Here is a 13,681-nt window from a genome sequence, read left to right as displayed (position 1 = left end):
AACGACTGGCCTCAAAACGGATCAGACACCGAACTGCAGCCAACCTGCAAGCCAAACCCCAGATCACAGCCATGTTTAATATCGACGGACTTGTCTCTGGTATCGATACAACATCGATCATCGAAAGCCTGCTTTCATTTCAGCAGCGCCAAGTCGATCAGCTGGAGGTTCGCAAATCCGAGATCACCACCAAGCAAACGTCTCTCGCAGGCGTTGAAGCACAGCTGGTGACTTTGAATTCGTCGCTGTTCGCGCTCAACCGAACCACGAACTCTGTGTTTGATGCTCGTCTGGCATCGTCTAGCGACACCGACATCATTGAAGCCACTGCCGACAGTGGCGCCATCGAAGCTCGATATCAGCTAAGCGTTCAGCAAACCGCGACCGCAGAACAACTGGCATCCCAGGGATTCGCTAACACCGGTGACACGATCGGCACTGGGGACATCGCCATTCGGGTTGGCTCACGCCCAGAGCAAACGGTCACCATCAGCACCACCAACAATACGCTTGAAGGCTTTGTCAATGCAGTCAACGAGCAATTGGATGACGTCAATGCGAGCATCATCTTTGATCAGGGAGCGGGGGCCTACAAAGTCCTGATGACCTCGCGGCACACGGGAGCCGACAACACGATCGCGATCACCAACAGCCAAGATCCATTGACGGGCACCGTGATTTCATTTGCCGGAACCCCCGTCCAATCCGCAGAGAATGCGGTCATTCAGCTGGGTAGCGGAGCGGGAGCCATTCTGGCCGAATATGATTCAAACATCATCGATGGGCTGATCGAAAACGTTACCCTCGATCTAAAGTCTGCCGACCCGGGGACCGTCGTCACCATTGGCGTTGAGAACGACAACGAATCGGTCGTCAATGCGGTGACAACCTTCACCCAGAACTTCAACGGCTTGATGGAGTTCATTGACCAACAGACCGCCTACAACCCAGAGACGGACGAAGCCAGTCCACTGCTGGGCGAACGAGCCGTGACCACGCTGCAAACCGAACTACTCACAACCGTGACCAGCACCATCAGCGGTTCGACGGTGACTCGATTAAGCCAAGTCGGGATCGACATCAACTTGCAAGGCCGACTGACGTTTAACTCCTCGACCCTTGAAGATGCTCTCAATGGAGACATTCAGGGCATTGATCCAGAAGACGTTCGCAAGCTGTTCGGTGTCGCGGGTGATTCCACCAATCCAGGGATCAAGTACCTTGGCGGCAGCACGCGAACGCAGGCCACTGGCACTGCGTTTGATATCGACATCACGCAAGCGGCCGAGCAAGCCGTCGCAACCGCCACCAACGCCTTGGTCGGTCCCATCACGATCGATAATACCAGCGATCAAATTCAACTGTCACTTAACGGAGTGACCAGCGAAACCCTGACCCTGAACTCGGGGACCTACACCGAAGCAGAACTGGCTGCTGAAGTAGAAAATGTCATCAACAACTCCAGCGAACTTGGGGCCAACGACGTGACGGTTTCCGTCGATGGCACCAACCGATTAGTCATTCGCACCATCGGCTATGGAAACGATGCTTCCATTGCGTCGATCTCTGGCACCGCGTTGGCAAAACTGGGCTTGGATGGCACCGAAACCGGGACAGGCCAAGACGTCGAAGGCAGTTTCATTGTTGATGGCGTGACCGAAGAGGCCGCTGGGCTGGGGCGATCCCTGGTCGGCGACAGTGAAAATGAAACCACTGCCGACCTCCGACTCAATGTCTCGCTATCATCCAGCCAAGTCGTCGCTGGCGTCGATGGACAATTGACTCTGACGCAAGGTCTGACAAGCCGGTTGCGTGAAATTCTTGACGGCGCATTGAATTCAGAAACCGGCGTGCTGAAGTTTGAAAATGACGCCCTGGACGATCAGATCGCGTCAATTGATGCGTCTATCGAGCGAACACTCGAGATCACTGAAATTCGGCGTCAATCATTGCTTGATGAATTTAGCGCCCTGGAATCGGTGATTGCTGAACTCCAAAACACCGGGTCCTTTGTTACATCGCAGCTCTCTGCGCTAAACGCGAGTGCTCGAAACGCCAACAACAATAACAATGGCTAACCCCACTCGATCGACGGTGCATCATGGCCGCACAGAGGACTCACCATGATGCTCGCCGCAACAGACCCCTGAAAGGCTCCTTCCCACTCGCTCCTTCCCACTCGCTCCTTCCCACTCGCTCCTTCCCACTCGCTCCTTCCCACTCGCTCCTTCCCACTCGCTCCTTCCCACTCGCTCCTCCCCACTCGCCCCTCCCGACTCGCCCCTTAGACTTCCCTCCTCCCTCCTAGACTTGACCTTGTATGGAACCTCTGAAACAGTATCAACGCAGAAAGTTTGATTCCGGACTGACTCGGATTGAGATTCTACTGAAACTGTATGATCGCCTGATTGGCGACCTCGAAATGTGCCGCGACGCACAGCGAGAGAAAAATGACAGTTTGCTTGTCAAACATCAACTTGACACCCACAAAGCGATGACGGCGATTCTGTCAGGCTTGCGGCCCGAGGAGAACGAAATCGCATTCAACATTGCCCGACTGCTGCACTTCATCATGCAGAAGATTGATCAAGACGATTACGAACCGGCAATCAAAATTGCTAACTCGATCCAATCTGGATTTCGCCAGATTGCCGACCAAGCCATCGAAATGGAACACAATGGTGAGATCGAACCACTGCCCATGACCGATTCCTACGAATCAGTGGGCTGATCCAGCGTCTGCTGGCAGGAACGATTCAATTCACAACGTTCAGTGGATTGAACGCCAAGACTGACAAGACGTTGGCACCTGATGACCAACCAATGGCCAACGTCTTGATCCATTCAGCGATCCGAGCTACTCAACTCGGAACGGATTATCATCTTCCGCCTGCTGTTGCTCGACGAAGGCGCGGTCAGCAGCACTCAGTTTCTCTAAGGGCAACGGTGCAAGCAGCTTGCCGTCCGCTCTTCGCAAACGGACTTTTCCGTCTTCCAGGCTGTCGAACTCTGCTTGAATTTTGAATCGCCCTGTCACGTCACTCCAAGTCCGCATTGCCGCGTTAGCAGGGTTTGCTGCCGGCAAAACAGCAGGCGCCGCTGGTTGGGCCAATTCTGGAGGCGCCAACTGGATCATTCGGCGTGACACTGCAACCGTGTCACGATCGTTCTCCTTGCCCCACGTCAGAAAGGCCAGTTTCACCTGCCCATCGGCCAGGAGTTCTTTGACACGAGCCGCACGCCAGAAGGATCCCCGGCGAGGCCGCTGAGCCTGAACGAGCTGGCCGACGTACAACGGCGTCGTTGATTCAACAACCAGACCTGTCGAACCAACTGGCGAGGGTCCTTGATAACTCTTGGCCAACTTCATGCGTTTCGCATAGTCGGGGGACCACTGGCGCAAGGCCTTGTCGGCGGCAATGGCCGTTCCTTTCTGTGGATGATTGATCAACTTACTGATGGCCGCCACGATCTCTGGATCCCGATCAGCCGGAGTTTTTAGCGCCAACTGGTTCAGCACCTCGACCCGCTGCACTTCCATCCCCGTTTCCAGAGCCGCCAACGTCTTTGCCTTTTCGGCGGCTGTCAGTGGTTTCTCGGCGAAAGCCTTTTTCTCGGCCGCCATTCGAGCAGCTTCGGCGGCTCGCTTATCCGCGTCTGCCTTCATCTCCGCCAGAATTTCCGCAGAGACACGGCTGTATTGAATCGCGATCGGAATTCGATTGGTCTGATTACCAGATGCAACGCTCAACACCATCTGCATGGAAGAGGATTGAGGAACGTTTTCATCGCAATCAAACGTCCACGTGCCCTTTCCCTGAATCAAGTACGTCCGATTCTCGTTACTTTTGGGGGTGCTGAGCTGATAGCTCTTGTTCACCAGCGCCAGTTTGCCGGTCCGTTTGCCCAGTTGATAGGTGCTCCGTTCACCAGCTGTTTGAACACTTTCTTTATTGTCCTGACCGAAGGGGCCAAACGCACCGCGGGGGCCAAACGAACCAAAGGGCGAATTTGACTGTTCGCGTTTTGTGATCGCGATCCCTGAATCATCCTCCCAGGTACGCTTTGGGCCGTCGGGCAGCAGCTCAAACGGCAGCAAAGAAACATTTCCCAGCAGATAAGGCAGCTGTGAATCGCCTTCCATCGCCAAAACCTCGCCACGCGTGGTGATCGTGATTTTATTACTGGTCTGCGTCTTCCCGGCGAAGGTGGGCCGCGAAAAAGGACTTGGTGGACCACCAAAGCCGGGGGGGCCAAACGGCACTCGATTGCCGCCGGCATTCTTTTGACGTTTGGACTCTGTCAAGCCGCCTCGATACGTCACGGTGCTCTGATCGGGGCCAAGAGTCACGACCGTATAGTGAGTCATCCCTTGATAGGTCACGACTTCGTCAACGGCGTCAACGACGATTTTGACGTCGTAAGAAAACTTCTGACCGGGCTTCCAACGATATTCCAACTGTTGCCCGAAGGCAGAGTTCACAAAGCATAAGCAAAGAAGAATAATGCAAGTTCTCACGGGTCATTCCGTAGGTGGGAAAGAATCAACGGCACCGTGTCGCGCTAACGCGGTCGAGCTGTCTTTACCAGTCCATTATGCCCCTTCATCGATCAGATGGCAACTTGCCGTCAACTCAGCGAAGACAAATTGCACAGACAGTCGCATGCTGTCCGTGCATTCAATCACAGGTGATCGATCTCGACTGCCAATGTTAATCAAGCCGTTACTAGAGTTGTTCCTCGATGGGTTCACTGGACGCTTGCGTGCCCCAAGATTCCAAAAATCCGTATGTCCTTTGCGAGCCTGGCATGCGCGGGCAAAGCCCTGTGCACCCAAACAAAGCCCTGTGCACCCAAACAAAGCCCTGTGCACCCAAACAAAGCCCTGTGCACCCAAACAAAGCCCTGTGCAGCCAAACAAAGCCCTGGCAGCCAATCGACAATGGCCGGCAACAATGATGAAAAGGATGCCGAGCGAATTGAAAAAGGCATTCGGCATGCCGCTGAGGTTCGTTTGAAGTCCGTACCTCGATCAGCTCACTCCACCGATTGTCTCGCTTGATCACGGAAGATAAGACCTGGCGGTGAGTCCGAAGAGGGGGCCCCAAGAATTACCCCTGCCCCGGCCAAGGAACAGGTATCCCAATCACGCCCCAATCGCGTATAATCTGGCGACAAACTGTCCCGATGAAGTTCTATGGTGATACCACCCGACTCTAGGCACGCAGTCCAAACGGTCATTGAGGCACGCAGTGATTAGCGGCGGTCTTCCATCGCCTGGCTGTTGGAAGGCACGGGCTATTCGGCGGGACACGGGCAACATCGGCATGCAGAGGGGCTACACATGAGATCGCCGTATGAACTGCAAAATCCGTTTCGTACTGACGCGATTGCTCCCTCCCGCGTCCGGTACCGATTCACTCCTGGGCGAAACGGCAGCAGCTCCCACCACATCAATCAGTTTCTCGACGCAATGATGCTGTCGCTAAAGTCTCACCTGCGGTCTCAGGTTGTGGGCGCTCATGGAACTGGCAAGAGCACGCTGCTGCATACACTGCTACCGAGACTGCAGGACAGCTATCAACCTGTGGTCTTTAAACAACTGACAAATGATCCACGCCGCAGCTGGTCCCAACGACTGTTGCAGCGCAAGCGATCGGGCCAGCAGGTGATCACGGATCTTCGTGCATTGCCCACTGGCAGCATGCTGGTGATTGATGGCTGGGAACAAATGCTCGGTTTCCACCAGCGTCGAGCGGTGAAGCTTTCGCAGTCCAAACAGGTTGCCTTGCTGGCCACCAGCCACCAGCCAATCAGTGGATTTGACACCTTACACCACTCCAGCATGTCCCCCACGCTAGCGTGCAGCCTAGCGGACGACCTGCTAACAGACAGTCCCTATGAAGTCCGACAGCGAGTGCTCAAAGAAGTCAAAGGTCGGCAGATTACTTCACAAACCAATCTTCGCGATTTATGGTTTGAACTTTACGACGTCGTCGAAGATGCTCATGCCCAGTTGGCGAGCGGTCCACAGATGTTGGACTAAACCAATCGACCTGACTTACAGCCCTGGTTCACAAGATGCGACTGCCTGTCATTCTGATTCAAAATCCTCCCGCTAGCGGTGTCGCTTTAGCCGAACAACTTGTGGGAAATTTGATCGGGCGCCCTGGCCTGGATCTGACCTTGATCGATCGCCTTGATTCACTTGGCAAAGAATCGACCGATCGAATGACCTTGGAAGGGATCACCGTTCCAGCGGCCGTTTTAGATTGGCGCGACGCCAGCAATCTGTACGATGCCTTGCAAGCGATTGACTTCAACGGCTATCGATGTGCCCATCAGATGGATCCCACTCCGCCAACGGAGCAACGCTCTAGCTCGCGACGGTTGTTCCTGTTTGATCTAAAACAGAGCACCGATCCGATCGCGATCATGCAGGAACTGAATCGACTAAAGGATTCGCTGGCGGTGAAGACCATTTCGATCGGTGGCCTGACACCACCCAGCAAGCAGGGAACGCAACAGAGCAGCGAATCGGTTCATCAAGCGGTTTCAACACCACCGCCTGCTAGCCCAAGCGTTCCGGCAGTGGACACCGCACCGCCGCAAGGTGTGTCTCGCAGCGATGACAATCTAGACGCGTTGATCGATCACCTGGACGAGCTGGACGTCTAAGCAGGCGAACCACTCGCAACTCGCAAGTTACTTGGCGACAGGAACCTTTGCGGCTTCAAGCGTGCTGCGTACAAACACACTGCCATCGCTGTAGGCTGGTGTTGACCAGCATTTGCCTTCCAAGACATCGCTGCGTGACAGTTCGTTGTATTCACTGGGATCGGCATCAACCAGAACGACTTCACCTGCGTCAGAGAGCACGACCAAGGTCTCGCCGACCAGAATGCAATTGCCGGGACCAAACCCGCGTTCCTTCCACTTGATTTCACCGGTGGCGAGTTCAACGCATTGCAGGGGCGCCGTGCCGTATTTTTTGAACTCGAACAAGCCGTATAAGTGTCCGTTATGCAGGACGGGGGTACTCCAGTGATTCATCAGTTCATTGGATTTGAACCAACGCTGCTTGACCTGCGGTTCGCTGCCGGACAGGTCAACCTCAAACAGGGACGCCCCCACACCGTAGCCAGCCGAGCAATAAATGAAATTGCCATCGATGACCGGCGACGCTGCGGTTGAAACGCTGAATGGAAACTTGCCGCGCCACAATTCTTTGCCGGTCTTGTAATCCACTCCGACTAAACCGGATTGCACGAAGAACACCACTTGGTCTTTTCCGCCCAGGTTCCCAATCACAGGCGTCGCATGAGTGATGGTTTCATCACCGGACGCCCAGGCCTGTTCGCCCGTCGCTTTGTTGAAGGCCAAGAATGATTTGCCTTTACCGCCACCACTGACAATCACAATGTCGTCAATGATCACAGGGCTGGAGGCGTTCAACCAACGGATTTGCCGGCCGAAGTAGTCTTCCAGAATGTCTTGCTTCCATTGCAGCTTTCCAGTCTTGGCATTCAAGCAATGCAACACCATGTACGAATCATAGACATAGACTTTGTCTCCATCGATCGCCGGCGTGCTGCGTGGCCCATCGCCGCCGCCATTGCCTCTGGCACCGGCGTTGCCACCTCCCTGTTTGTACTTGCTGCTGCCCATTGGAAACTCCCAAAGGGTCTTGCCGGTGTCGGCATCCAGAGCAAGCGTGACTTCGCTGTCCTCCTTGGCAATCACTGTAAACGCCCGTCCATCAGCAATCGCGAACGAGCTGAATCCTAACGGCGTCTCTGATTTCCAGTCCGCCGCCAGCGTGGCTGCCTTGGCTTGATGGGTGTCGACCGATTCAGCTGAGATTCCGGTCCCTGCAGGTCCGCGGTACTGACTCCAGTCCGCAGCAGGCAAATCCATGGTGAACGAAGTGGCCAGCAGACCAGTTGCAAAAGCGTTGAAGAACATGCGATTCATAGCAGTGGATCATCCATCAATTCAATGGGTGGGCGAAGTGCGTTCCGCGGCGGCCACGAAACGGCGAAGGTGGGGCTGATACTATAACCGGAACCGGCAAAAAATGCCTGCCCGTTTGTGGGCGTGGCTTTGTGAAACATACCGGCAGAACGCACTCGCTGGGGCCAGCAAGCGATTCCAGCTTGCTCGGGCGAGTCCAGATGACGTCACTGCCGTGCCCTGGAAACGCCTACGATTCCAAGGCTCGCTTGCGGCGATTTCCGTTCCAGATGAATCCGGCAATGATCAGCAACGAGTAGACGATCAGCACGCCCACGATGATTTGGAACACCATTGGATGCTGCTTATCCATCATTTTGGTGTAGATCGCCGAACCGGCCGCGACGGTGGCCCCGACCAAGGCAAACAGCATCAAAACGTTCCAGACGATCATCCGGAAACCCGTTGGTTTTTCGTCGCCCAGAATCCGTTTACTGTTCATCATCAGGAAGAACGATCCATAGGCAACTGGCAAGAGCATCGATCCCAACACGCTGGCCACGATCACAAACCAAAACTTGGTGTCGCCGCCCCAGAAGACCCACCACTGGCTGCCAAACAGCCCCGCCAACAGGCATCCAATCACGAAGGGGACGGGAGAATCGCCACCGCCAAACATTTCGCGGATGGCATAGCCGTTGATCAGCATCAGAATCACAATCGTACTGAATCCCATGCCGAGCACACCGATCCCGAACACAAAGTTTGCAGGACCTTCGCCCAGCAATGGCTCGAGGGTTTTTGAAAGCTGAAAGGCGTTGGGTTTGACCAGCGACATCGCTGCGCGTTTTTCGTTTTCACCAAGCACGGCGATCATCGGCAATGCAAGCGCATCGACTTCTTCCGGGCTCAGTCCGTCGAACTGGCCCGTTTTATCCAGACTGACGACGCGTTTTTGCAGGATCGGTTTGATGGCAGAGAAGTATTCACTTTTCTCCATCTGCGCGATGTCAGTGCTTTTTAAGTGATCATCCAGTTGGTTATGGAGCGTTGCGGAAGTCGCAATGACCACGCAACTGGTGACCAAGAGATAGGGGATCGCCATCCCGGTGGCCAAGTCAAAGCGAGCCAGACCGCGGAACGGTTTATCCCAGCCACGAACCAACATTGAAAACGGCAACAGAAACGTCATGTTGATTCCCACTGCGGTGGCTGCAGCAGCAATCATGACATTCCGCTGCGCTGTGACGATGGTGTCCGTCCAATAGGCGCCAACCTCTTGCTCGGTCATCCCGGCAATGACTTCACGAATTTCTCCGGCAGGGTGATTCCACTGAGTCAAATCAGGGATAAAGCCGGCCAATAAGGCCCCCGGATCAATGCCGCCTTTGGTGAACAGCAAAATCACCACACCAAAAAAGCAAATCACAACCGTGCCGACCATGACCTTTAGGATGATGTCAAACAGCTTCGCCGCGCGACCTTGTTTCATGTTCAACAACACGACCGCACTGGCGACCATGAACATCGCCAGCGAAACCAAGTTTTTGGCCTGCGGGGTCTTTTGGAACTGGTAATCAAACATTCCCAGAAAGTTGCGATCCAGTGCTTCAAACGACAGTGCGAACTGAGGCATACACCAGATCACATTGGCAGCAACCGCTGCAATCAACCAGCCCCAACCGAGTGCCGGGTTGATCTCTTGGTTCATTGACTTGAAGGGACTCTTGCCAGTTGACAAAGTCACATAACTGATCGCCGACAACATGATCACACCCATGATGATGGCGAACAATTGGATCCACAGCATGCTGGTTCCACCGAGTACACCTAAGAACAGTGCACCACCGAGTGATCCGCCTCCCAACGTGATCGCTGCTTGCAACCAACCCGGCCCAGAGAGTTTCATGAAGGCGCGTAGCGTCTTGCCATTCTTTTGGGCCTCCAACAACACCTCACGATCGGCTTGAACTTTGGAATGAGTGTTGCTGTCGGAGCTTTTCTGAGTCATCGGCGGAGGCGGGCGTTGGTGTCAAAGAGGCACTGAAACTCGAAGCAGTGCGAATGAATTGCATGGCAGACTATAGTCAATCGACTGCCAAACATGTTACTCACAGGCCCCAGAAACCGCGAATCACGGCCATTTTTCAGCCATTGTCGCCGATTCAGCTGCCAGAATCAGCAACACGGTGCACCCGGGGTTTGTCGCCCTGCTGACCGGGCCAGCTAGGCGACATGATCCGCCGTGGCCGATGCACCGACCATGAAAAAACACGGACACGAAGAAGTTCGCGCCCGTGTTTGAATTGGTAGTACCGTGTTTGAATCGGTGGTACCGTGTTTGAATCGGTGGTACCGTCCTGGGGATGGCTATTCCATCTCCGCGAGCAAGCGTTCGGCATCGAGTGCTGCCATACAGCCGGTTCCTGCCGAAGTGATGGCCTGGCGATAGTAATCGTCTGCGACATCGCCGGCGGCAAAGACGCCATCAACGCTGGTGTTGGTGCGAAACGCCTTGGTCCATTGGATGTACCCCGCCTCGTTCATCTGCACTGCGTCGCCAAGGAACGTGGTATTGGGCGTGTGACCGATGGCGACAAACATGCCTCCGACGGGCAAGTCACGCACCGAGTCATCGAGCGTGCTTTTGACTTTCAGGTTGTTGACAACGTTGCCGTCACCTTCGACCGTGTCAACGACCGTGTTCCAAAGCACTTCAATGTTTGGATGATTGAGAGCGCGATTCTGCATGACTTTGCTGGCACGCATCTCGTCGCGACGCACCAACATGTAGATCGTATCGGCACCTTCCAGGTTGGCCAGATAGGATGCTTCTTCGACCGCCGTGTCACCGCCGCCGACAACGGCCAGCGGCCTGCGTCGATACAGTGGCAGCGCACCATCGCAGACCGCACAGGCACTGACGCCTTTGTTTTTGTATTCTTCTTCGCTTTCGAGCCCCAGGTAATTTGCTCGTGCACCGGTCGCGATGATCACGGTGTGTGCATGAACGACGTCACCTTCGCTGGTTGTCAATTTCTTGATCGGCTCAGAGAAGTCGACACTGACGATGTCTTGACCGACCACGCGAGTGCCGAAGTTCAGCGCCTGCTGCTTCATCAACTCCATCAATTCAACGCCCTGGACCGCGTAGTGCGGCTGGCCGTCTTTCTCGTGCCCCTGTGGGACCGGTGGCAAGTTCCAGTGACGATCTTTATCGACCGCAGACTCGATAAACGCACGGACGTTGCCCGCAGGAAAACCGGCGAAGTTTTCAACTTCGGTTGTAAAGGCAAGCTGCCCCAAAGGGATCATTTCAGGCTTGACGGTCCCTTCGTAGACGACGGGGTTCAGATTAGCACGAGCGGCATAAATCGCCGCCGACCAACCAGCAGGTCCACTTCCAATGATGATTGTTTTTTCGACTGTCTCAGCCACGATATTCTAAACTCCTAAACGAAGAACCACTCTCTGATCGATCCAGCAGATTATAGGACTGTTGGCCAGTTTCTACTATGGCCATCTGCAGCCAAACCCGTGGACGTTTTCCACGATCGAACCCTGTGACGACAAGGTCCGGTGCCGCCACCCGCGGCGAGCCCGATCCACATTGCCGCAAATCAATTGTTTGGCGCGGCCCAATTTGCAGGGATTTACGTTGCCACTGCTTCGATCGCCGACACCGCCACGACAACCTGACGCCGTTACGATAGAATGTCTTACCCTCGTTTTAGAGCGTTGACATCACCATGATCAAAAACGCGAGCGTCCAGTCAATGGGCGCCGAATCCTCGCCAGACGCTTTCCTGGCAATGGCTCAATCCATTTGAGCAGAGTTAGTCCTCCCTTCCCCCCGCCGGCCTTCATGAGCACCCTAATCGTCGCCGTTTTATCCATGATTGGATTCATTGTCGCCTACAACACGTATGGGCGATGGCTGGCCAAGAAGCTCTTTGCGCTGACCGCCGACACCCCCATGCCCAGCAAGGAATTGCGTGACGACATCGATTACGTGCCCACCAAAAAGTCGGTGGTGTTTGGTCACCATTTCACCAGCATCGCGGGTACCGGGCCAATCGTCGGACCGGCGCTGGCCGTGTTCTGGGGCTGGCTACCAGCCCTGCTGTGGGTGATTTTTGGTTCGATTCTGATCGGCGGTGTGCACGATTTGTCGGCCTTGGTCATTTCGATTCGCAACCGTGGTCAAACCATTGGACAAGCTGCTGGCCGATTGATCTCACCACGGGCCAAAATCCTGTTCCTGATTGTTTTAGCACTGGCGTTGTCGATCGTGCTGGCGATTTTTGGACTCGTGATCGCGGTCATCTTCAACGTTTATCCCGAATCAGTGCTCAGTGTCTGGATTGCGATGCCGATCGCGGTCGTGATCGGCCTGCGTTACCGCAAAGGTGGCAGCCTGGTCATCTCCAGCCTGATCGGATTGGGATTGCTCTACGTGGCGGTGTATCTGGGAGCCTATTATCTGCCGCTGGACCTGTCTAAGCTCTTGCCGTCGGATTCAATGTATCTGACGCCGGTGGTCGTCTGGACAGTGCTGTTGCTGATTTACGCTTACATCGCATCCGTGCTGCCGGTCTGGTTGCTGTTGCAGCCGCGCGATTACATCAATAGCTTGCAGCTCTTTGTCGCCTTGGCCTTGCTGATTGGCGGACTGGCCGTTGCCTCGTTAACCGGCCAGGCAGACCTCGCAACGTCGGCACCGATGGTGGCCAAAGAAGTTCCCGCGGATGCACCAAGCATGTTGCCATTCCTGTTCATCACCATTGCCTGCGGTGCTTGCAGCGGATTCCACTGCTTGGTCAGTAGCGGCACGACCAGTAAACAATTGGAGTGCGCCACCGATGCCCAAGCCGTTGGTTACGGGGGCATGCTACTGGAAGGCATGTTGGCGGTCCTGGTGATCCTGGCCTGTTCGGCCGGTGTTGGCATGGGTGCCTTGAATCACAGCAGCGCCCCGACGGTTGCCAATGGTCCCGTCACAACGCAGATCGAGCGTTCTACGGTGACCGGGACTGCGGCATGGCGTGAATACTATCGCACCGGTCTAGACGGGCAACAGAACGCAGGCTGGAAGGGGCAAAAACTGCCCCAGAAACTTAGAGCCTTTGTGGATGGCGGTGCCAACTTCTTGTCCACCCTTGGCATTCCGCTCAAACTGGCGGTCGCGATCATGGCCGTGCTAGTCGCCTGCTTTGCAGCAACAACGCTCGACACAGCCACTCGGCTTCAGCGTTATGTGATTACGGAATTGGCAGAATCCGCGAAGCTGAAACCAGCGACCAATAAGTATGTGGCCACTGGGATCGCGGTCAGCATCGGACTGGCAATCGCGGTGTTCGCCGGTGAAAAGCCCGGCGCAGGTGGCATGCTGCTGTGGCCACTGTTTGGAGCCACCAATCAGCTCCTGGCGGGCCTCGCCTTGATGGTTGCCTTTGTCTACTTAGCACGACGCAGCAAGCCGCTGGCATTTGTCATGATTCCGATGCTGATGATGTTGACCATGCCTGCTTGGGCGATGACGCACAACCTGATCTATGACTGGCTGCCAGCGGGCAATATCCCTCTGTCCCTCTTCGGATTTTTTATCTTGGCCTTACAAGCCTGGATGGTTGTCGAGGGTGCAATTGCCTACAAACGCTGGCGTGGAATCGAAGAACCACCGTTGCCGGCGACCGGCAGCGCAACGACCTAACGCATCGACTCATGC

The 13,681-nt window shown here is 55.1% G+C and carries 9 protein-coding genes; 5 read left to right on the top strand and 4 right to left on the bottom strand.

Annotated elements, in window-relative coordinates; translation table 11 throughout:
• Positions 1–71: 71 nt before the first annotated feature.
• Together fliD and SV7mr_RS10515 are read left to right on the top strand one after the other, a co-directional pair.
• On the top strand, positions 72–2,078 hold the full coding sequence (fliD, locus tag SV7mr_RS10520; protein WP_145271758.1) for a flagellar filament capping protein FliD: 2,007 nt from the start codon (positions 72–74) through the stop codon (positions 2,076–2,078).
• Between the two features lie 242 nt (positions 2,079–2,320).
• Entirely contained in the window at positions 2,321–2,731 is a 411-nt protein-coding gene (locus SV7mr_RS10515; RefSeq protein ID WP_145271757.1) for a DEAD/DEAH box helicase family protein, read from the top strand.
• Between the two features lie 126 nt (positions 2,732–2,857).
• Here SV7mr_RS10515 and SV7mr_RS10510 read toward each other — a convergent pair whose 3' ends face one another.
• Positions 2,858–4,519 (bottom strand): SHD1 domain-containing protein, encoded by a 1,662-nt coding sequence (locus SV7mr_RS10510; RefSeq protein ID WP_145271755.1) that lies wholly within the window; start codon positions 4,517–4,519, stop codon positions 2,858–2,860.
• 825 nt (positions 4,520–5,344) lie between these two features.
• Between SV7mr_RS10510 and SV7mr_RS10505 the strand changes: the two genes are divergently transcribed.
• Together SV7mr_RS10505 and SV7mr_RS10500 are read left to right on the top strand one after the other, a co-directional pair.
• A complete protein-coding gene (locus tag SV7mr_RS10505) occupies positions 5,345–6,046 on the top strand; it encodes an ATP-binding protein (protein WP_145271753.1) in 702 nt (233 codons plus the stop codon).
• A gap of 35 nt (positions 6,047–6,081) precedes the next feature.
• Positions 6,082–6,678 (top strand): hypothetical protein, encoded by a 597-nt coding sequence (locus tag SV7mr_RS10500; RefSeq protein ID WP_145271750.1) that lies wholly within the window; start codon positions 6,082–6,084, stop codon positions 6,676–6,678.
• Positions 6,679–6,705: 27 nt separating this feature from the next.
• On the opposite strand, the gene SV7mr_RS10495 is transcribed toward SV7mr_RS10500, so the two are convergent.
• From SV7mr_RS10495 to SV7mr_RS10485, 3 genes are all read right to left on the bottom strand, one after another.
• The gene (locus SV7mr_RS10495) at positions 6,706–7,974 is read right to left on the bottom strand and encodes a PQQ-binding-like beta-propeller repeat protein (protein WP_145271748.1); all 1,269 of its coding nucleotides are present in this window, start codon (positions 7,972–7,974) and stop codon (positions 6,706–6,708) included.
• A 229-nt stretch (positions 7,975–8,203) separates the two neighbouring features.
• Complete coding sequence (locus SV7mr_RS10490) at positions 8,204–9,964, bottom strand: divalent metal cation transporter (RefSeq protein WP_145271746.1); 1,761 nt, start codon at positions 9,962–9,964, stop codon at positions 8,204–8,206.
• A 359-nt stretch (positions 9,965–10,323) separates the two neighbouring features.
• Positions 10,324–11,391 carry an NAD(P)/FAD-dependent oxidoreductase gene (locus tag SV7mr_RS10485; protein ID WP_145271744.1) on the bottom strand — a complete coding sequence of 356 codons (1,068 nt, stop codon included), beginning with the start codon at positions 11,389–11,391 and terminating at the stop codon, positions 10,324–10,326.
• Between the two features lie 427 nt (positions 11,392–11,818).
• On the opposite strand from SV7mr_RS10485, the gene SV7mr_RS10480 reads away from it, so the two are divergent.
• Complete coding sequence (locus SV7mr_RS10480; RefSeq protein WP_145271742.1) at positions 11,819–13,666, top strand: carbon starvation CstA family protein; 1,848 nt, start codon at positions 11,819–11,821, stop codon at positions 13,664–13,666.
• Positions 13,667–13,681: the final 15 nt, after the last annotated feature.

Origin of the sequence: Stieleria bergensis, from assembly GCA_007745635.1 — a bacterium.
Lineage (GTDB): Bacteria > Planctomycetota > Planctomycetia > Pirellulales > Pirellulaceae > Stieleria > Stieleria bergensis.
Note: the sequence above shows the minus strand (reverse complement) of the source record. Positions and strands in the feature narration are given on the sequence as shown.